Source organism: Sphingobacterium sp. SYP-B4668 (genome assembly GCF_027627455.1).
GTDB lineage: Bacteria > Bacteroidota > Bacteroidia > Sphingobacteriales > Sphingobacteriaceae > Sphingobacterium.
In genome coordinates this window covers 5,174,512-5,197,070 of the sequence record NZ_CP115483.1, presented here as the reverse complement: position 1 = coordinate 5,197,070, position 22,559 = coordinate 5,174,512, and the positions used below count along the sequence as shown (strand labels likewise).

General features: G+C 40.2%; 13 protein-coding genes and 1 tRNA gene. All 14 read left to right on the top strand.

The genetic code is table 11. From position 1 onward, the window contains the following. The first annotated feature begins 4 nt into the window (after positions 1 to 4). Positions 5 to 1,627, top strand: coding sequence for a SusD/RagB family nutrient-binding outer membrane lipoprotein (locus OQ289_RS21135; protein WP_270088709.1), 1,623 nt, complete (start codon positions 5 to 7; stop codon positions 1,625 to 1,627). A 106-nt stretch (positions 1,628 to 1,733) separates the two neighbouring features. Next, positions 1,734 to 2,393, top strand: a complete 660-nt coding sequence (locus OQ289_RS21130) for an N-acetylmuramoyl-L-alanine amidase (RefSeq protein WP_270088708.1) — start codon at positions 1,734 to 1,736, stop codon at positions 2,391 to 2,393. A gap of 497 nt (positions 2,394 to 2,890) precedes the next feature. Continuing rightward, on the top strand, positions 2,891 to 4,114 hold the full coding sequence (locus tag OQ289_RS21125) for an exo-beta-N-acetylmuramidase NamZ family protein (RefSeq protein WP_270088707.1): 1,224 nt from the start codon (positions 2,891 to 2,893) through the stop codon (positions 4,112 to 4,114). 108 nt (positions 4,115 to 4,222) lie between these two features. Continuing rightward, on the top strand, positions 4,223 to 7,687 hold the full coding sequence (locus tag OQ289_RS21120; RefSeq protein WP_270088706.1) for a SusC/RagA family TonB-linked outer membrane protein: 3,465 nt from the start codon (positions 4,223 to 4,225) through the stop codon (positions 7,685 to 7,687). 19 nt (positions 7,688 to 7,706) lie between these two features. After that, positions 7,707 to 9,521, top strand: a complete 1,815-nt coding sequence (locus tag OQ289_RS21115; RefSeq protein ID WP_270088705.1) for a RagB/SusD family nutrient uptake outer membrane protein — start codon at positions 7,707 to 7,709, stop codon at positions 9,519 to 9,521. A gap of 27 nt (positions 9,522 to 9,548) precedes the next feature. Beyond that, on the top strand, positions 9,549 to 10,985 hold the full coding sequence (locus OQ289_RS21110; protein WP_270088704.1) for a DUF4623 domain-containing protein: 1,437 nt from the start codon (positions 9,549 to 9,551) through the stop codon (positions 10,983 to 10,985). A 113-nt stretch (positions 10,986 to 11,098) separates the two neighbouring features. Continuing rightward, positions 11,099 to 12,559 carry a glycoside hydrolase family 10 protein gene (locus OQ289_RS21105; RefSeq protein ID WP_270088703.1) on the top strand — a complete coding sequence of 487 codons (1,461 nt, stop codon included), beginning with the start codon at positions 11,099 to 11,101 and terminating at the stop codon, positions 12,557 to 12,559. Between the two features lie 16 nt (positions 12,560 to 12,575). Next, positions 12,576 to 14,438, top strand: a complete 1,863-nt coding sequence (locus OQ289_RS21100) for an outer membrane protein assembly factor BamB family protein (RefSeq protein ID WP_270088702.1) — start codon at positions 12,576 to 12,578, stop codon at positions 14,436 to 14,438. A gap of 11 nt (positions 14,439 to 14,449) precedes the next feature. Further along, the gene (locus tag OQ289_RS21095; protein ID WP_270088701.1) at positions 14,450 to 16,957 is read left to right on the top strand and encodes a glycoside hydrolase family 9 protein; all 2,508 of its coding nucleotides are present in this window, start codon (positions 14,450 to 14,452) and stop codon (positions 16,955 to 16,957) included. 33 nt (positions 16,958 to 16,990) lie between these two features. After that, a complete protein-coding gene (gene murQ / locus OQ289_RS21090; RefSeq protein WP_443020415.1) occupies positions 16,991 to 17,812 on the top strand; it encodes an N-acetylmuramic acid 6-phosphate etherase in 822 nt (273 codons plus the stop codon). 21 nt (positions 17,813 to 17,833) lie between these two features. Further along, positions 17,834 to 19,321, top strand: coding sequence for a sodium:solute symporter (locus OQ289_RS21085; protein ID WP_270088699.1), 1,488 nt, complete (start codon positions 17,834 to 17,836; stop codon positions 19,319 to 19,321). 79 nt (positions 19,322 to 19,400) lie between these two features. Beyond that, a complete protein-coding gene (locus OQ289_RS21080) occupies positions 19,401 to 20,216 on the top strand; it encodes a purine-nucleoside phosphorylase (RefSeq protein WP_270088698.1) in 816 nt (271 codons plus the stop codon). Between the two features lie 62 nt (positions 20,217 to 20,278). Further along, entirely contained in the window at positions 20,279 to 22,270 is a 1,992-nt protein-coding gene (locus OQ289_RS21075) for a putative porin (protein ID WP_270088697.1), read from the top strand. A 146-nt stretch (positions 22,271 to 22,416) separates the two neighbouring features. Continuing rightward, positions 22,417 to 22,491 (top strand) — tRNA-Val (locus OQ289_RS21070). Positions 22,492 to 22,559 lie beyond the last annotated feature (68 nt).

Below are 22,559 nucleotides of genomic sequence, written 5' to 3'. Positions count from 1 at the left end.
AAAAATGAAAAAAATCTTCTCTATATACACTTTAGTAGTCAGCTTGATGTTGTCTTCTTGCGAAAAATGGTTGGATGTAAATGAGAATCCGAATTCTGCCAATTCGACTGTACCTACACCTGACTTGAGATTGCCATCTATTTTAGCGCAATTTGTCGATGGTTACGAGAGTGCGGGAACGCGTATTGCCCTTCTTTCTGGACAATTGGCCACAACAGGAAGTACTGGTAATAATTTTAATTTCACTCGCTGGTATTCTACGCCGGCTAGTGTAGGTTGGCCTTATCAAGCGTGGTTTGTGAATACCGCAGTCAATATACAGCCGATGATGGACAAGGCCAAGGAGACCGAATCTTATCATTACATAGGTGTTGGAAAGATTCTGTATGCTTGGGGATATTTAACGCTGGCTGACATCTATGGTATGTTGCCTTATGACGAGGCATTCAATACTGAAATTATGAATCCTAAATATGATGATGCTTCTTTGATTTATGAAAAAGCTATTGCTTTGCTTGATGAAGGAATTGTCGAATTGAAAAAAACACAAGGGAATGCAGCGCTTTCTTTGAGCCTTGGTGATGTTTTGTATCAAGGAGATGTGGATAAATGGATAAAACTGGCATACGGAATCAAAGCTAGACACTTAAATCATCTATCTAAAACATCTAGTTTTGATAGTGCTAAAGTTCTGGATGCACTTCGAAGTGGGCCTCAATTGAATTTGGAAAGTGCAGTTTATCTGTATCAAGATGAAATTGATTCTAAAAGTTCAGCTACTCATTCCCTGCAGTATCAAAATAATAGTGCAAATAGAGTAACAAAGTTATATGTCGATTACATTCTAAATAATTATACAGGAGCTCCCTCTGGCAACAATAATGTTCAAGACCCTCGGTTCAAATTATTGATTCCAGGTAAAGCTATTGTGGTGCTTGATCCGTTGACGAATACTAAGCGTTTGGATACTGTTTGGTCTAAAGGGGTTGACATGGCAACAATAACGGATGCGGGTATTCTGTCTAGTAATCCAGATTATTTTGTGATGAGAAGACAAAATCCTCTTGATTTAAATACAGCGGCTGTCGGTGCATCCAGTGTGTTTGGAACATGGTATACTGAAAAAGGTGCAAAGGGATTGTTGTTGACAAATGCGGAGATGCGATTTATTGAAGCTGAGGTTTATCTCAAAAAGGGGGAGCAGGCATCGGCATTGAGTGCGTATAGAGCAGGGATTCGTGCACATATAGAGCAAATGGGGCTCAATGCTGGACCTTACTTAAATAGCACTTCAGTCGTGCAGAATGCGGGACAATTGACATTGAGCCACATTATGATCCAAAAGTATATTGCCTTGTCCTATTCTCCAGAAATATTTTCTGATGTTCGTAGGATGAATTATTGTACAGATGCTACTAATGAGTATAATGAAGCCACAGGTATTTATAAGGGGTTCAAGCGTCCCGGACATGTATTTACCCAAGAATTTCCAAATACAACTATGTGGCCGAGACGTTTTGCTGTGGCATCGTATTCGATAAATTATAACATCGATCAGGTTTTAAAGCAAGATCCTGAGGCAACTAAAGTTGGGTATTTGGCAAAGCCTATATTTTGGGATAAGTAAAACGAGTGTTGTACTTATCCATTAATAAAGAAGTGTGTTAGCAAAGGTTTTTGAGTTGTACGAAGAAGGTCGTTAATTGACGAACTTCTTCGTATATTGGATTGATATGAAAAATTTAATGCTCGTCACCCTTCTAATTTTATCGTATTTTTCTACTGAAGCTCAAAAGCTCAAAATTATCCAGACACCGATTACATGGAATGCGGAGCGTGAACGACTTTCGGTGGAATATCTACAGATTAGGCATGGGCTTAAACAAGAGACTGCTAGCATAACTCCGCAGATAATCGTGGTGCACTGGACCGCAAATAATAGCGTAAAGGCGACTTTTAACACGTTTAATCCTGTACTGTTGCCAGGGCGGCCAGAGTTGACAAAGGCTAGTAAATTGAATGTCTCCTCCCAATATGTAGTCGATCGTGATGGTACCATTTATCAGTTCCTGTCGGATACGGTATTTGCTAGGCATACTATAGGATTGAATTACTGTGCTATTGGAATTGAAAATATAGGTAGTGAGAAAAACCCGCTGACGGATGCTCAGCTTAAGGCCAATAAGCAGCTGATCGATAAGTTGGCTCAAAAGTATCCCATAGAGATGGTAATTGGTCACTTGGAATATAAGCAACTAAAGAATACAACGTGGTGGAAAGAGGTTGATCCGAACTACATCACGGCGAAGTCTGACCCTGGGCTGGACTTCATGAAGCGGTTGCGCAGTCAGTTGAACCGCGAACACCTTCGAAACTTTAGGGTTTCTAAATAGAGACTGGCAGATGAGGCTCCGGTATCTGTTTTATGTTGGGTCATTTCTCTAATACTGTCTACTACGGTGTCCTGAAATTAAATATTTAAAGCCTCTTTTCAAGCCACTATCCTTTTCTTATTGAATCACTCTTTTTTTATTTCGACGCGAGGTTCCAACCTTCATCAAATGATTGCATAAAGAATGTGCATTATTGTGCGTTATTTTACATTTTCTTATTTGTATTCTATTTGTTACATTTAGGTGTTTCTTATACACTGTTGGTGTAGCTTTTTATTATTTAAGTTGCTTATTTTGTGTTGTTTATGATTTTTTGGTTTATTTGTAAAAGTTACTTCATCTCTTATTTTTGGAAATAATTTAAACTTCATTATGCATTTTTGATTTTTTATTTTGCTTAAATCGACAATATTCGCTTATTTTTATTCTGTTTTATGAGAGTTTGCGAGGTAATTGTGCATAATAATGACCATTTACTTTTTTATTAACACTAGATTATGAGAAACTACACCGTCATTTTAGGGACTATTTGTTTGTGCATATTAACCTATGCTTGTATTGGGAAATCTAAAGATTCGCGCAGGCAAAGGGTCGACCAAAATGATAGGCCCGAAATGAAAATTATCCCCGGAGCAGATCGTGTATCGGTGTATTTACCTCTTTTAGAAGGAAAGAAGGTGGGCTTGATGGGTAATCAGACCTCTGTTGTCGGTGACGAACATTTATTAGATGTGCTACTGCGGGAGAAGGTTAATTTAAAATTCGGATTTGCGCCAGAGCATGGGTTTAGAGGGGATGTTGAAAGAGGGGAAAAGGTGAGTAATGATGTAGATAGGAAGACAGGTGTGCCGCTCTATACCTTATATGGAGGGAACGAAAAGCAAGACTCTATTGTACAGTCTATAGATGTGATGATATTTGATTTGCAGGATGTGGGGGCTCGATTCTATACTTATATTACTTCCCTTCATCGGGTGATGGAACTTTGTGCTAAACATAAGAAAGAATTGATTGTGCTCGATCGCCCGAATCCTAATGGGGATCAAGTAGACGGTCCGGTTCGTACGGATGATAAGTTCAAGTCGAATGTTTCTTTTCATAAAATTGCTATGATTCATGGTTTGACCGTAGGGGAGCTTGCGAAAATGATCAACGGAGAGAAATGGCTGGAGAGCGGAGTCGAATGCAAATTGACCGTAATAGCGGTTGAAAATTACGATCATTCCATGATGTATGACCTTCCGGTGATACCTTCTCCTAGTCTACCCAATCCCCTTTCTGTACGTTTATATACCTCTTTATGCTTATTTGAAGGTACTGATATTTCAGTGGGGCGAGGTACGGACTGGCCGTTTCAAGTGATCGGATATACAAATCCTGTATATGGTGATTTTACATTTACACCTACTTCTCGGGCAGGGATGTCTAAGCATGTAGAAGGTAAAGGTGTCATCAACTACGGAATTGACCTTAGGGAGCTTTCTGCAGCTGAGCAGAAATTCACCTTAAAGTACCTGTTGGACTTTTATAACAAGATGCCAGATAAAACTAAATTCTTTGCAAGGGCTGATTTTTTTGATAAACTGGCTGGTACAGATGCGTTGAGAAAGCAAATATTGGCGGGAAAGACTGAGCAGGAGATCAAAGATTCTTGGAATGACGAGTTGAGGAAATACAAACAGATGCGGAAGAAATATCTGTTATATAAGGATTTTGAGTAATCGTTGAGAAATACCTATTAATGGTGTTTGAATTGGGTTCTCAGATACAGGGTCTATTACAATTTTGAACTAAATATGATTGCAACCTATTATTTAACAAACTAACGAATGAGGAAAACTATACTTTTTTCTGTTGCTTTGGGATTAGTTTTGTCTACAGATGTCCATGCTGATCGAGTAGCAAATTTCTCTAATCTATCAGCTGCTACTGGCTACTTTTCGGAAAGGCTAGTGCAAAATACTGTACAAGGTACAGTGACAGGAGCAGACGGTCCTTTGGCAGGGGTGACTGTAACGGTTGTTGGGTCTTCGACTTCCGCTCAGACAGATGCCAATGGACACTATAGGATTAATGCAGCACTGGGGGGTACACTTCGGTTTACCAGTGTCGGGTATAAGTCGAGGGATGTGAACGTCTCTTCGAACAATTTGAATGTTACCTTGGCGACGGATGAGTCATCGCTTGAGGAGGTCGTTGTTGTTGGTTACGGAACACAAAAGAAAGCACATTTGACAGGTGCTGTTTCTTCGGTAAATGTAGAAAAGGTAATGGGCGGACGTCCAATCTCGGACGCAGGACGAGGGCTTCAGGGTGCTGTGCCAGGTCTTTCGGTGGTTGTGCCAAGTGGTGAGGTAGGTTCTGATCCTATTATGAGGATACGGGGACAAGTTGGTTCAGTCAATGGAAGTAGTAACCCGCTAATCTTGGTGGATAATGTGGAAGTACCAAGTATTATGGTGATTAATCCCAATGATATTGAAACCGTTACTGTACTAAAAGATGCTGCATCAGCTTCAATTTATGGAGCAAAAGCGGCGTTTGGTGTAGTCTTGATTACTACAAAAAAGGGAGCAAAAACGGACGGTGTCAAAGTGACTTACTCCAACAACCTATCTTGGCAATCCCCTTTTAAGAAAATTGAGGTGGCCGGGATTGATGGATTAGAGTATACCCTAGATGCCCACGAAAATATGAAGACTGCTGGCCCTGCTGGAGGATTCTGGCGTATAGACCGCAATAGTTTCGAAAAAATTAAGGAATGGCAAGATAAGTATGGAGGAGTGGTTGGAAATGATGATCCTGTCGTATATGGCCGGGATTGGATGTGGGATGGCACGCAGAAATTTGGTTATCGTATATACGATCCGGTTGCTGCGATGGTTAAGAATAATGCGTTTTCACATTTACACAATTTAGGTTTGAATGGTAAATCAGGAAATACTACTTATAATTTTAGTCTGGGATACCTTGGACAAAAAGGAATGATGAAACCTGCGGTCAAAGATGACTTTCGCCGTATCAACCCTACTTTAAATGTATCAACTAAAGTGTCGGATTTTCTTACGATGCGTGGAGGGATGATGTATTCTGAAGGAACGAAGCGGTACCCTAATTCAAACAACTCGGCAGGTTTCGGGGCAGACCCATGGCTCTACTTATACCGTTGGAGCCGTTTATTCCCAATAGGCGTGCAGGAAAATGGCCAAGATATTATCGATCCAGCATATTCTGCGCGGACTTCAACTCCGGCAGAAGATACTAAAAGATATATGAACTTGAATCTGGGCACTACCCTAAATTTTACTAAGAATTGGGATTTGCAAGCTGACTATTCGTATAGTACAGATAGTCGAGAGTCTGTCTCTTCGCTTGTGGCAGTAAAAGGTAAGACACATTGGTATGGAGTCGAACCGCTGAAGGATGCAAGCGGAAATAATGTGTTTGTAGATGAGAATGGTCTGCCTGTCGATAATGGTGGTATGCAGGCTTATCAATTTCCAATGACTGACTATGTGTTGCCAAGTGCAACGTATTACTATCAAAGCTCTTATGTTGCAAGAAAACAAACCTTAAATGCATTTTCAACCTATCGGCTAAATCTAAACGATCAGCACGAATTTAAGTTTATGGCTGGGACTAACTTGGTGACGAACAAGTGGAATAATCATTGGTCGAATAAGACACAAGTTGTGAATAACGAAAACCCTCAATTTCCATTTGCGGTGGGAACACAAACAGCCAATGGGAATAGAGATTGGGATTCGCAGATTGGTTTTTTTGGAAGGACTAATTACGCTTTTAAAGATAAGTACTTGGTTGAGGCAAATTTGAGATATGATGCTTCCTCTCTATTTCCGTCTTATATGCGTTGGCAGTGGTATCCATCTGTCTCTGGAGGGTGGGTGATTTCAAAGGAGGATTTCATGGAATCCCTGAACCCTATTCTAAGCTTTGCCAAACTACGTGCTTCGTGGGGATCTATTGGTGACCAATCAATAGATAATGGCCTTTATAAAGCCGAAATGTTTATTGGCGGTAGTAGTTGGATTTCTGGCGCTGGAACTCCTTTTTTCGAATTAAGCACACCTAGAGCTGTGGGAGATGGATTAAGCTGGCAAAATATCGAACACTTAAATATTGGTGCTGACTTGAGATTCTTTAATGATAAGCTTGGAGTTACTGGGGAGTGGTTTCAAAGGTCGACCCAAGATATGATTATCTCTGGAGAATCGCTGCCAGCTACTTTTGGAAGAGGTGTTCCGTTAGGCAATTACGGTAACTTGAGGACTAGAGGTTGGGAATTGGAGATTGATTATAACCACCAATTTGAAAATGGACTTAGATTGACCCTTAATGCTAATATCTCAGATGCTGAAACGATGATTACCAAGAGTGCAGATTGGAATACTCCTTGGGAAAATAGAAGCTTAGGAACGACATATTCTACGGGTCGAAAATTTGGAGATGTGTATGGGTTTGTAACAGATCGCTTATTTCAAAAGGAAGACTTTGTGTATGATGATCAGGGAGCATTTGTCCAAACGAATATTGTTTATAATGGAACCAGCAAAAAAACAAATATGTTAGCGGGTGACAATCCTGTTTATCAAACCTATTTTGAAGATGGTAACCAGACCTTATTGATAAGTCCTGGAGATGTGAAGTTTGTAGACGTTAATGGAGATGGATATATAGATGCAGGAAAGGGGACGAATGGAGACCCAGGAGATCGAGTAGTGATTGGAAATATTACACCCAGATATCAATATGGATTTAGGTTAGGTGCTGATTATAAGGGGTTTGATTTGTCTGTGTTTCTTCAAGGTGTAGGTAAAAGAAGCATCTGGGGTTCTGGGCAGTTGGCAATTCCAGGATATTATGCCAAAGAAGGGGCTATGCCGCAGGCAATCGCTGGCGACTATTGGAAACCCGATCGTATAGATGCTTTTTATCCTAGGGCTTGGAATTTAAATGGCGCTGATGAAGGATATGTGATGCGTGCGCAGTCTAAGTATATGTTAAATATGGCTTATATGCGGATTAAAAATATAACGTTTGGCTACTCTGTTCCGACTTCTTTGTTAAATCGCATAAAGATTTCAAATGCACGAATATTTGTGTCACTTGAAAACATGTTTACATTTGATAAGCTGAGGGGGCTTCCGATTGATCCTGAGGCTATTTCGGGATATTCAATGCTGAAATCTGGCAATAGCTATAATTTAGGACGCACGGGTACATCTAACCCGACGTTTAAATCAGCTTCGATGGGTATACAAATTGGATTTTAACCGTTAAATGATGAAAAAGATGAAAACTAAATATATATCTGCGGTAGTGGCTCTAGTGCTTTTATTCTCTAGTTGTGAAAAATTTCTAGATCGACCTCCATTGACGACTTTGGACGATAACGTCAATGCATGGATAAGTGAAGATATGGTGAGACTCTATGCCAATAAATATTATACAGAATTTTTTGTGGGATATGAAAGTGGATTTTCTGGTGGTGGGTCTCCATTGATTGGTTTCACTAATAGTGATGATATGGTTATACTTGGAAATCAGATGAATTTTACGAGATCTGTACCGAATAGTTCGATTTGGAGTTATACTACAATTGTTTCATTAAATATTATGTTGGATCGGATTGAAGAGAAAATGACTAGTATTCTTACTCCCGAGGCCAAAGCTCACTGGACAGGAGTTGGAAAATTCTTTAGAGGTTTCAGATATGCAACGTTAGTGCAGTCCTTCGGAGATATACCCTACTATGATCATGTCGTCTCCGATTTAGATTTAGATGCCCTATATAAACCAAGAGATTCTCGTAACGCTGTTATGGATGCGGTGTACGAAGATTGGAAGTTTGCATTGCAAAATATTAGGTTGAACGATGGTGACCAAAATCTAAACCGATACATAGCTGCGGGTTTTGTTTCTCGCCTAGCTTTGTATGAAGCTAGTTGGCAAAAGTATTACTACAAGAATCAGGATCGGGCAAAAAAGTTCTACGAACTTGCCGAGGAAGCCGGTAGTCTGGTGATTTCTAGCGGTAAATACGATATTGTAACAGATTATAAGACATTATTTACTTCAAAAGATTTGAAGGGTAACAAAGAGATGATTTTGTATCGGACGTATGATGCTACGGTGGGTGTCACGCATTCTGTTGCTTCTGCTGGAAACTTGCAAGAGTCAACCAATAACGGTCCAACTTCTGATTTGATGAAGGCTTATCTCTGTACGGATGGTTATTCTTGGGAAAATTCTTCAGAAATGAACGCTAATAAGTTCGATTTGAGTAATTTGATTAAGACTCGCGATCCTAGATTTGAAGCGACTTTTTACAGTAAGCCCAATCCTTTAAATAAAGGGGCAATGGTATATATCACAAAATATCTTCCCCGTGATGTCGAAAAAATGGTCAAAGTAGAGGGGAAAACATTGCCTGCAGAATTTACTGGTAATAAAAATGAAACGGATGCTCCTGTATTACGTTATGCTGAAGTCCTTTTAAATTGGATAGAGGCAAAGGCTGAGTTGGAGACTTTTGGTGGTGCTGCATTGACATCAGATGATATAGACAAATCAATTAATAAAATTCGCAAACGTCCACTTGCACAAGAAGCCATCGATCGCGGCGTCAAGCAACTAGCAACATTGAGTATAGACAATATTCCGAACGACCCTAGTAGAGATGCCACCGTTTCTCCATTACTTTGGGAGATTAGAAGAGAACGACGTCTAGAATTTGCGTTTGAAACGTTTAGATTGTCTGATTTGAGACGATGGTCTAAGTTGGAATATATGGATAATGATCTAAATAAAGATTTATTGTCTGGAGGCTGGGTAAACTTTAGTGCAGAACTACCTTCAGAATTGGTTGCAAAAAATGTTGGAGTATTGTCTGTGGTCAATGTGTTAGGGCAAGAGACGATTTACAACGGTACTAATGGTGCCCAAATGAATGGTTTTTACAAAAACACAATAAATAAGCCGCGTCTACCCTTCTTGAATCAAGCTAACGTCAATCCTTATTTAACTCCTGTTGGATTGGTTCAGATCGATCAATATTCTACTAGAGGCTATCTATTAAAACAAACCGAGGGATGGCCGCAGAACTAATCAACTACACTATTAGATTGTATTAAAATGAAAAGTATATATAACAATTCAAAAATTGGGCTTCTTGCGACACTCTGTGTGTTGCTGGTCCTTACCTCATGTAAGGATGATCTGCCTGAAGCATTAGATACATCGGCAAATCTGACTGTCTTGAAATCTATAAAAATAGTAAATGCAGGTGCAAATGGAGATATAGTATTGGAAGGAACGGTTAATGAAACAACAAAAGAAATCTCTTTTCCAAGGATTGTTCCTGAAACGGATTTTTCTAAATTGAAGTTTGAAGCGGAATTAACCGAAGGGGCTCAGCTTGATAAAGAGTCTTATCCAGTTTCTTTTCAAGAAGGAGAGTCAGAGAAGGTAATCGTCGTAAAGGTATCGAATGCACCTCGCTATCGGGAGTATTTAGCTAAATTGAGGTTGAAAATCCCTGTGTTTGGAGCTGATTTTGAGAAAGGAGTTACATTTGACTATACGAGTAACCCCTTAGGTAACCCTATTTATGCGGCCTTTGCAGGTGCCGCAACAAGAGGTAGCGGGTTTGACGGGCAGAATGTGCTCATTGTTACACGTAACGCAATGGGATCTCACTTGCTTAAAGTGTCGGACCTTAAAAATAATGAAACAAAGCCTCTTACTTTAAATATGACAGGCGTATCCCAAGGAACTTTTACGGTGAACATGGGAGCTCAGGTAAATGGACATTCCTACGTCGTAAACTTGTCTAGTAATACTGCTGCGAGTCCATTAAAAGTATATCATTGGACAGATCCAAGTATTGCGCCGGAAGTCATTGCTAATATTAATGTTGGAACAATTCCAGGGGCAGGAGTTCGACATGGTGATAATTTTTCGGTCAGTTTAGATGACCAAGGTAATGGTTACATGTTTCTAGGAGACAATGCTGCCACCAAAGTCCTGCGCCTAAAAGTTTCTAATTATACTGTTGTAAGCGATCCTTTTGTTTTCGCGATACCTGTCACGGGAGCAGGGTCATGGACTTCTTACAATCGTATCGGAAATACTGGAGAGTACATTTTTACAGGTCATGATGCGCCAGTGTCATTAGTAAACGAAGGTGGGGCGCCCTCATTTACGATGAGTAGAACAGCAATTCCTATTAGAAGTTCGGATGCAAGGGTTATTTATTTTAATGAAGAGCGCTACCTTATTGTGACGACAGCCGCCCGGACCGGGTCTGAACCGACGAATTTTATTGTTTACAATATCACAAATGGGGGAACCGTAGCAGAAGCGTTGGCAAATCTGAACTCATCTGTATCAATCAAACCTCTATTTGAATATTCATTAATGGGACCGGTGAATACTTCTCCAGCATCACAAACAGGTTGGTATGTGAAAAAGGATGGACAAGGTAAAGACGAGTCCTTGATGTTGTATTCTGCAGCAAGTGACGCTGGTTTTGTTTTCTTTGAATTCCCAAAGAAAGTTGCTGAAGATTAGTTTTTATGATTTAAATCTAGAAAATTGGATAGAGTTATGTTCGCTTACAATGCTCTATCCACTTTTTAGAGTAGGTCATTATCCCTTTTTTCATGTATTGTTAAATAGAAAAAATGAGAAGAAATTCTTTATATATCGTCATCGTGGTGTGTACAGCACTGTTATTAAATGCGTGTAGTAAAAAAACAGATGGACCGGACGTCCCTAATCCAGATCCGCCTATCACAGGTCCTTTACTTTCGTTTCCTAAAAAGGAGATGCGCTCGGTATGGATGACGACAGCGTGGGGATTGGATTGGCCTCAGACGGATTATAATGTGGCCAGCCAAAAACAACAATACATAAATTACCTTGAAAAGTTTAAAAGTCTTAATATTAATACTATATTTTTTCAGGTCAAGCCAATGGGGGATGCGTTCTATAACTCTCCATATGAGCCTTGGAGTGTAGCCATAACTGGTACTCGTGGTAAAGACCCCGGTTATGACGTGCTTAAATTCATGATTGATGAAGCGCATGCCAGAGATATAGAATTTCATGCATGGATGAATCCATATCGTATAGCAACTAGGACAGGTACTGGGTCTCAATACCCCGCTCTTCATACGTCAGTAAAGTCTGAATGGGTTGTCGATCATGAAAAGATTCAGATTTATAACCCAGCAGTCCCTGAAGTTAGACAGAGATTGGCCGATATCGTTAAAGATATAATCACGAAATATGATATTGACGGAATCCATTTTGATGACTATTTTTATCCAGATCCTTCAAGTGCGGGGCAAATGGTTTCCGATCAAACTGATTTTACTAAGTATGGTCAAGGATATAGTAATGTCCAAGACTTTAGAAGAGGAAATGTAGACAAGGCAATTAAAGCTGTATATGATATAATCGTAGCCACTAAGCCAGCTGTTGTTTTTTCTGTATCTCCGGCGCCCAGTAGGGATTACAATTATAATACCCTGTTTGCAGATGTTGTTAAATGGTGTCAAGAAGGATGGATAGATATCGTGATGCCTCAATTGTATCAGGAGATTGGTAACAAGTCTAATGATTTTCAAGCAAATTTAGCTTTTTGGGCACAAAATCGGTATAAGGCAGCGGTGATGATTGGACATGGTTATTACAAATTTGGAGATGCAACTGCACCTGCAGCTTTTCAATCCACAGATGAACTGCAAAAACAATTTGATTTGACTAATAGAGATACACGTGTGCTCGGCAATGCCATGTATAGTGCGAAATACATAACTATGAATAAAATTGGTATTACGGATAAGTTGGCTTCGATTTATAAAGACAAAGTTGTAATGCCATTTCTAGGAAGAGGTGTAGCGCCTGTTCCACCCGCTCCGACTAACGTCCGGATCGAGGGAACTCAATTGAAATGGAATGCGTCTGGGGACGTAAAGTCGATAGTCTATTATTTTGCGAACAAAGATGAGAAGGGAAAAGTGTTGACTATTACTAAGAACTCGGGAATTGAGATTACAGCAAAAGGGCTCTACTCAGTATCAACATTGAATGTGGATAATCAGGAGAGCGATCGCTCCTCTGCTATTGAAAAAAAATAATAGAAGGGTTTAAATTATGAGGTTCATCTGGCAGGGTATATTATATATTGTTTTTCTCTTTTCTTTTGTTGAAGGCTACGCGCAATCTTTCAAGTTTGCACATGTCACGGATACTCATATCGGGGGAGCTACGGGAGCAGATGATTTGCGTAGGACAGTTAATGATTTAAATAATCAAGGAGAGATTGATTTTGTAATTCTTTCAGGAGACATCACCGAGTTTGGCGCAGATGCTGAATTGAAATTGGCAAAGCAAATTTTGGATAGTCTACAATTGCCGTGGTATGTAATACCGGGCAATCACGATGGTAATTGGTCTGAAAATGGTGCTAATACGTTTAGGACTGTGTTTGGAGGAGAGACTTTCTTTTTTAGACATAAAGGGTTTATGTTTATGGGGACCAACTCCGGTCCGAATATGCGCATGAGCCCAGGTCAGATTCCACGTGAAAACCTAGTGTGGATGGATTCTGTCTTCGAAGCGAATCCAGATACCGAGACGCCTTTAATCTATATTAATCACTATCCACAGGATTCTTCGCTAAACAATTGGTATGAAGCTATTGATCGAATTAAGCAAAGGAATGTCCAGCTAGCACTCTGCGGTCATGGACATGCGAATATGTTATACGATTGGGAGGGAATTCCTGGTGTTATGGGGCGATCGAATCTAAGGGCCAAGGATAGTATTGGTGGGTATAATATTGTTACTGTATCAAAGGATCGAGTAATCTATCAAGTGAAAAAGCCGGGAGAAGTACCGGCTGCGTCGTGGGCTGAAATCGAGTTAAGACATCATCATTTTCTGGCGGATCGGAAAGCTTATCCAAGACCAAGTTTTCAAATCAATACACAATATCAGAACCAAGTCAGGGTCAATTGGACATTTGAAGATGCTAGCGATATCGGAACAGGTATGGCTTACTATGACAAGTTGTTGATTACTGCAAATACCGCTGGTCAGGTTATAGCCCTGAATATCAATACTGGTGAGCGGGTCTGGAGGTTTGCTACCAAAGGTAAGGTGTACTCTACCCCGGCAGTTTGGAAAGATATTGTAGTGGTAGGCTCTTCTGATCATTGCATTTACGGGATCAACGCTAGAACAGGAGCTCTCTTGTGGGAGTTGAAAACGGCAAAGGCTGTTTTAGGATCGCCGGTAATTAATCGCGGCATTGCCTATATTGGAGGTTCTGACGGTACATTTAGGGCTGTTGAAGTGAAATCTGGAAAGGTTAAATGGGTTTTTGATAAAGTGAAAGGATATGTCTCTACACTACCGACAATAGCTGCAGATAAAGTGATTTTTGGTTCATGGGGAAATGGATTTTATGCACTTAATAAATATAGTGGAGCGCTGGAATGGGAGTGGAACAACGGACATGCCAATCGAATGTTTTCTGCGGCAGCCTGTTATCCTGTAGTTTCAAATGAACGAGTCTTTATAGTTGCTCCAGATCGATATATGACTGCCTTGGATTTAGAAACAGGAAAAGTAATTTGGAGAGAGAAGAAAGATCCGTTTCGCGTGCGGGAGTCTATGGGGGTATCTAAGGATGGAAAAACTATCTATGTAAAGACAATGGATGGAGAACTCCTCGGAATATCGCCGTATGACAACACTATGCAGATCGTTTGGAAATCAAAATTGCAATTGCCTTATGAACTTAGCCCTTCGGCTCTCGTGTCGAACGGTAATTACGTGTTTGTGCCAAGTCATTCTGGGTTGGTTTCGGCAGTCAATGCACAGTCAGGCGAAGTGGCTTGGCAGTATAAAGTTTCCAATGGTATGGTTAATCCTATATTAATAAGCAAAAAAAATAGTATTATTGTAAGTACTATGGATGGGAAGATCATTTCTTTATCATATCAACCTTAGCCCAGACAAAGATGATTGAGAGGAGTTTGAATATATCTAGAGCTATTTGCTTGCAATTTATTTTGCTTGTTTTTGCTGTTTTTACTTTTAATAACGCTAGTTCAAGAGAGCTGTCTTGGATTCGGGTCAATCAACTTGGCTATATACCATCTTCCCCGAAGGTAGCTGTTTGGGTTTCTAAAGGTGTTGTAATACCTACTTCGTTTGAAGTGATTGAAAAGCATACACTTAAAGTAGTTTATAAAGGCAAAGCGAGTGAAAACTTTGGAGCCTATGGTCCATTTGCAAATTCGTTACGTTTGGATTTTTCAGAATTTAAAGCGGAAGGTGAGTATTACATAAAGACTGGCGATACCCGCTCTGTCGTCTTCAAAATCAATAAAGATGTATATAAGGGCACTACTGACTTTGTGCTTCGGTATATGCGGCAGCAACGCACGTTGTTCAATCCCTTTCTGAAGGACAGTTGCCATACCCATGATGGTTTTACAATGTATGCTAAGAAAGTTGGCATTCCTGATAGCACAAGGATTGACGCCGGGGGAGGTTGGCACGATGCGTCCGATTATCTCCAATATTCGACGACTTCAGCCAATGCTACTTATCACCTATTGGCAGCGTATCGTGATTTCCCAACAGTATTTGGAGATAGCAAGCAAGCGAACGGATTAGATGGGCGGAATGGAATTGCGGATGTATTGGATGAAGCAAAATGGGGCTTGGATTGGCTTCTCAAAATGCATCCAAAGGCAGATCAGATGTACAATCAGATTGCCGATGATCGAGATCACGCCAGCATGCGTATACCAAAAGAGGATCCTTTTTACGGAAGAGGCAATGAACGTCCGGTTTATTTTATTGATGGGGAACCGCAACGAAGAGGCAAGTTCTTAAATAATACAACGGGTACAAGTTCAACTGCTGCCAAATTTTCTAGTGCATTTAATTTAGGTAGTATACTTTTTGAACAAATAGATAGCGACTACTCCGACATGTTGGATAAAAAAGCAAAGACAGCGTTGAACTATGCTGACCTAAAGCCTGGCGTCACACAAACGGTGTCCGTTAAGTCTCCTTATATCTATGCAGAAGATAATTGGGTAGATGATATGCAACTGGCGTTAGCTAATATGTTTGCGAGAACAGGCGATTCAAAATTTGCCGATAGAGCATTTGCATTTGCCAATGAAGAGACCATTACACCTTGGATGATTCGAGATACTGCAAACCACTACCAATACTACCCGTTCATTAATCTTGGACACTATGAGCTGGCCAAATCAACCGATAGTGCACGACGAGATACATTAACGTCATATTATAAAGCTGGAATTGAGCATGTATGGCATAGAGCTAGGGAAAATGCTTTTTATAGAGGAGTGCCTTTTGTGTGGTGTAGTAACAACCTAACTGTGGCATTTGCTATCCAATGCAAGTGGTATCGAGAGCTAACTGGAAGTCGGGAGTTTGCGGCGCTTGAGCAGGCTAATATTGATTGGCTATTTGGGGTCAATCCATGGGGTACGAGCATGGTCTATGGACTACCCGCTTGGGGAGATACACCTGTTGACCCTCATTCGGCATTTACAAAAATAGGAAACTATCCTATTGATGGCGGATTAGTCGATGGGCCTGTATATGCCTCTATATTCAACAATTTGATCGGTATAAAACTGAATGAAGCTGATGAATATGCCGAATTCCAAAGTGACTTGGCCGTGTATCACGACGATTATGGGGATTATAGTACCAACGAGCCGACGATGGATGGTACAGCATCGTTGATTTATCTCTTGGCTTCACAAGAGATCGTTGAGCAGAATTTTATAAAAGATGCTTATGGGGCTCTTGTCAAGGGAGATACTTCTAAAAAGCAAATAGCGTTGGTATTCACTGCCGATGAATTTTACGATGGAGGGACTAAGATCCTTAAAACGTTGGACAGGGAAAAGGTGAGAGGGGCCTTCTTTTTGACAGGTAGATTCCTAACAAATAGGCGGACAACAGGCATTACAAAGGGGATAATAAAGGGTGGGCACTATATTGGGCCACATTCCGACGAGCACCTCTTGTATTGTGATTGGGCTAATCGGAGTCAAACTTTAGTAAGTAAAGTTGAATTTTTGCAGGATTTGGAGCAGAATTATCAAAAATTACAGAAATTTGGCGTCATTAAAGAGAAGGCTAACTACTTTCTCCCTTCATATGAATGGTATAATAAAGATATTGTGGATTGGGCGAGTGACGGTGGGGTTAAGGTCATTAATTTTACTCCTGGACTACGTACACCAGCAGACTATACCTATCCCGAAATGGGAAAGCGATATATGGGAGCTCAAGCTATTTATAATCAGTTGATTGAAAAGGAAGAGAATGGGGGATTAAATGGACATATTATATTAGTACATTTGGGGACCGATCCGAGACGAAAGGATAAGTTTTATGATTTGTTGCCTCGTCTGATTAAAGAATTAAAACAAAAGGAATACCATTTTATAGATATAAAAGAAATGCTGTGATAGCTATCACAGCAATTAGAAGTGACTTAGACAATGATAAAGATGATCAATACCACGGAGAAAGAGTCCAATTATCAGGATTTGGATAAAATGTCTGTACACGAATTGTTGACAAACATAAATGCAGAGGATAGGAGCGTGCCCTTGGCTGTAGAAAAGGCCATTCCCCAAATCGAAAGATTGGTGGTGGAAACAGTGACGAAGATGAAGGCCGGTGGACGTCTTTTTTATATAGGAGCAGGTACAAGTGGTCGATTGGGCATTTTAGATGCTTCTGAATGTCCCCCTACATTTGGAGTCCCGTTTGATTGGATTATAGGCTTGATTGCAGGGGGAGACATCGCAATCCGTAAAGCAGTGGAATTTGCTGAAGATGATGGGGAACAAGCGTGGAAAGACCTTGAAGAATATGGTATTAATGATAAAGATGTCGTTGTGGGCATTGCGGCCTCTGGATCTACGCCTTATGTCATTGGCGGGCTTGAAAAAGCTAACCAAAACGGCTTGATAACGGGGTGTATCGTATGCAACGGAGGCTCACCAATTGCAGAGGTTGCCCAGTTTCCTATCGAAGTCATCGCTGGGCCGGAATTTGTGACTGGGTCAACACGAATGAAAGCGGGTACCGCCCAAAAATTGGTGTTGAATATGCTTAGTACTTCCGTCATGATTCAACTTGGGCGTGTAAAAGGAAATAAAATGGTCGATATGCAACTGTCCAATCATAAGCTTGTGGCTCGAGGGGTCCGTATCATTATGGACGAGACCGGTGCAAATGAAGAAACGGCTACACACCTTTTGGAAGAATTTGGCAATGTGCGTAAAGCAATAGAAAACTATTCGGGGAATAGATAAATACAAAAACAAACTAAACAGATGTCACCAATTATATTATTAACATTTTTGTTAGTGTACTTCAGCGTGTTGCTTGGAGTCGCCTATTTTACGTCGCGCAACTCTGCTGACAATTCGACATTCTTTGTCGCCAACCGTAATTCGAAATGGTATATGGTTGCCTTTGGAATGATTGGAACTGCACTGTCAGGAGTTACTTTTATTTCTGTGCCGGGAGCGGTCGGTCACACTGAATTTAGTTATTTCCAATTTGTACTGGGAAATGCTGTCGGCTTTGTGCTGATTGCATATGTGTTACTTCCGCTTTATTACCGGATGAATCTGACCTCTATCTATACCTACTTAGAAGAGCGGTTTGGTCACAAGAGTTATAAAACGGGAGCCATGATATTCTTGGTGTCTCGGACGATAGGATCGGCATTTCGGTTGTATCTAGTCGCAATCATTCTACAGAAGTTTATCTTTGATGAATTCAAAGTTCCTTTTGCCGTGACTATTATCATCTGTCTGGCCCTTATTTGGTTGTACACGAATAAAGGAGGCCTTAAGACAATTATTATTACAGATACCCTACAAACTTTTTTCCTATTACTTGCAGTAGTGCTTTCCATCTACTTTATGGCTGATGGACTGGGGATATCTGTCATGGAGGCTTTTGAGAAAGTAAAGGATAGCTCTTACTCTGCTATATTCGTATGGGAAGATCTTTTAGGAGATAAAAATCATTTTCTGAAGAACTTTATCGGTGGTATATTTGTAACTATTGCAATGACGGGACTTGATCAGGATTTGATGCAGAAGAACTTGAGCATGGGAACTATCGGTGAGGCTCAAAAGAATATGTTGACATTCACGGGTATCTTTGTGGTCATCAATTTATTCTTTCTTTCCGTTGGCGCATTATTGTATATCTATGCGGCAGAAAATAATATTGATGTATCATTATTGCGCACTCCAGATTACCTATATCCCGAGATTGCTTTAAATTATCTGTCGTTGGCGCCTGGTATTATTTTTATGATGGGACTTACGGCTGCGACTTTTGCCACAACCGACTCTGCGTTAACTGCATTAACAACTTCTTTCTGTGTTGATTTTCTGAATTTCAATAAAAGGGAAAATCCCAATGACCCTACTTTGGTTCGTCAACGTAACTATGTGCATGTTGGATTTTCGATTCTGATGTTGGTCGTTATCCTTATTTTTAGAATATTGAACGATGATTCGGTCGTGACAGCCATCTTTGTTGCTGCCAGCTATACTTATGGCCCATTATTAGGATTATTTGCATTAGGGATACTTACAAGATATCGCGTCAATGATAATCTTGTACCAATCATTTGTGTAATCTCTCCAATCATTTTGTTCTTGGCAAATTCGTTTTTCTTTATTCCCCATACGACCTATCGTATCGGGCATGAGCTTATCGTGTATAACGGGTTATTGACACTGTTGATGCTCGTCCTCACTTCACCAGGAAAGCAACACTCTGATACAAAAGTTTTATAAGCGAGGAAGATAATATAAGTCGATATTTGTGCGTGCAAAAAAAATGAATTAAGTTTGATATTCAAGAAGATTTGCACGCATGTATCAATCAATAGAAGAGACAGTATCGTTTATACAAAAGAGAATTGGCGATTTCGCTCCTGAGTTTGGAATCATCCTTGGAACGGGATTAGGCAAGTTGGTCGATGAAATAGATGTTCATTACCAACTTATGTATTCTAATATTCCTAACTTTCCTATTTCAACGGTAGAGTTTCATTCTGGAAAGTTGATTTTTGGGACACTTAACGGCAGACGGGTTGTCGCTATGCAAGGGCGCCTTCACTACTACGAGGGTTATAACATGAGGGAAATTACATTCCCAGTAAGGGTAATGAAGGTGCTTGGTATTCAAAAGCTCTTTGTGTCCAATGCATCGGGGTCTTTGAATCCCAATATTCGGAAAGGAGACTTGGGGATTATCGATGATCATATAGATTTGCTACCTGATAATCCTTTACGAGGAGGCAATGACGGTTCTTTTGGACCAAGATTTCCGGATATGAGTCAGCCGTATGAACAACAGATGGTGAAACAGGGATTGGAAATTGCTGGGAGGTTGAATTTTAAGGCTCATAAAGTAGTTTATGTATCGACTCCTGGACCAAACTTAGAGACACGAGCCGAGTATCGATATATGCGGGTTATTGGGGGCGATATCGTCGGCATGAGTACTGTTCCTGAGGTAATCGTAGCGAACCACATGGGATTGCCTGTCTTTGCTATTTCGGTGGTAACGGACGAAGGATTCCATGAACAACTTAAGCCCGTATCTCTTCAGGAAATTGTAGATGTAGCCGCGAAAGCCGAGCCAAAAATGACAGCAATCATGAAAGAATTAATTGCACTACAATAATCTTATTTTTTAGCGTTATTTTTGAAGCAAAGAATAATAAAACAAATATCGATTGATTGTAGATGAGAGTTATACTTCGCATAATAGTGTTATTAGGGTTTGTCTATCTAGGTGTGCAAAGCGCCAATGCCCAACAAGAGGAGGAGTGGAGTACGGCATTAGATTCTGCAAGAGCAAAAGAGGATAATAAAAAGGATTCTGTTGAGTTTTCTGCTCGATACGTACGTTATGCTACGTTGGAGATGCTTAAGAAAGCAACGCATACCGTTCAGATTGATACTTCCCATCGCAATTTTCAATACTATAATAAGCAGAATTTGCCGTGGAATCCGAGTATTAATTTAGGGTCTTATGGTCTAGCAACACGAGATTTGCTTTTTACACCCAGTAAAAAGATAGGTTTCCAAAGTGGATTCCACGCACTGGAACGGTACCTGCTAGACCCTGATTCGGTCCAGTATTATCGCGCTCGAGCCCGCTATTCCGAACTGTACGCTGTTGGTTTTTTCTTTGATGATCAGGTGTTTAAAGCCAAATTGGCTCAGAATATTAATCCTAGATGGAATATTGGGGCTGAGTATCACGCAACTAATACGGATGGTTACTATACCAATCAAAAGTACAGCGATAGAAAAGCTGCTGTATTTTCATGGTACGAGTCCGAAAACCACCGATATAATCTGTTGGTCAATGCTGTGTTTAATGCTTTGGATGCGACGGAGAACGGTTCCATAACCAACGATTCATTGTTTAGTAAACCTACTGGACAGGCTCCATACACTTTTCAGACTAGACTAAGTGGGCAAGGTGAAAATCGACCCTATAACAAATGGAAAGACAACTCATTCTTCTTGCGACAGTCTTATTATATAGGACGATTAGATACACTTAACGTAGGTACTCCTGAAATGGAGGTGCATCCGACAAATGCCATTGCTCACAACTCTTCGGTGCGAATGCAGAAGTATATGTTCCATAAGAACGAGGCTGATCGCTATGACGCTTTTCCCGTTGGGACGGATAATCTCGCTCGTGATACGACAGATATAACGACAGTATCCAACGAATTCACCTACACATTTTACTTTCGGCCTGGGGGGAAATTAAAGAACGAAGCCAAATTGAACCTTGGATTTAAAAACGATTTGATTTGGTACGCTATGTCAAAGGATATTTCGGGAAAAGATTTCATGCAAAACAGCACCATTTGGGGCGACTTGGGGTATAAATTCAGCGATAGAGTTCTATTTCAAGCAAAGGTCGATCAGATAATTTTAGGTCGTCATATAGGTGATTATCTATACGAAGCAAAAGCAGATCTGTTATTGAGTGAGAATATTGGAAAAATTAGTCTACGTGCTTATACACAGAATAAGTCTCCAGAGATGATTTTTAGTCGTTTGAATTATACCTATCATCAATGGGATGAGAGCTTCGAAAAGACGAAAACCCAAAATCTTTCTTTTGCCTACAATAATCACAAGCTTGGCTTTACGGGAAAAGTAGAATATTTCTTAATCAACAACTATCTGTATTTTAAAGAGGTTGATAATCCAAGTAATAACGAAGATTTGGATAGGAAAATCGAACCTGCGCAATACGGAAATATGAATCTTTTAAAGGCTTCTGTAGGTCAAAATTTCAAGTTTGGACGATTCCGGTTTGATAATTTGATCGTGTACCAAAAATCTGATGCTTCAGCTGTTCTGGCAATTCCGGAGTTGTATACCTGGCACAGCTTTTATTATAATAATAAACTGTATAATGTAATGGATTTTAACTTAGGCATGGACGTGAAATTTAATACCCCTTTTCGCACGCCTTCCTATTCCATCAATTCCGGCCAGTTCTATAATGACAATGTGGGACTAGAGTTTTCAACCTATCCGATTATGGATGTCTGGATGACAGGAAATATAAAGCGGGTCAATCTGTTTGTCAGCTACAATTTTTTTAACCAACTTGTCTATCCTAAGGGATATTACACCGTGCGTCGATACCCGATGAATGAGGCCAACTTAAGATTTGGTGTAAGCTGGAAATTTTATGATTAGTATCCGAATTTTATTGGGTTGTTTTTGAGTTAATTGCGTTTGGGTTATAAAAAATATGTTAGAAATTGTTTTGAAAACCGAAACAAACGGCTATATTTGCACACGCAATCAGAAATAACAATTCGTTCTTTTATTTTGATGCATTTGGAGAATTAGCTCAGCTGGTTCAGAGCACCTGCCTTACAAGCAGGGGGTCACTGGTTCGAACCCAGTATTCTCCACATCGCGAATTTAGAGAGGGTCAGTCTCACAGGTTCATTTTTAAGTGGACAGTGTTGGAGGTACTCAT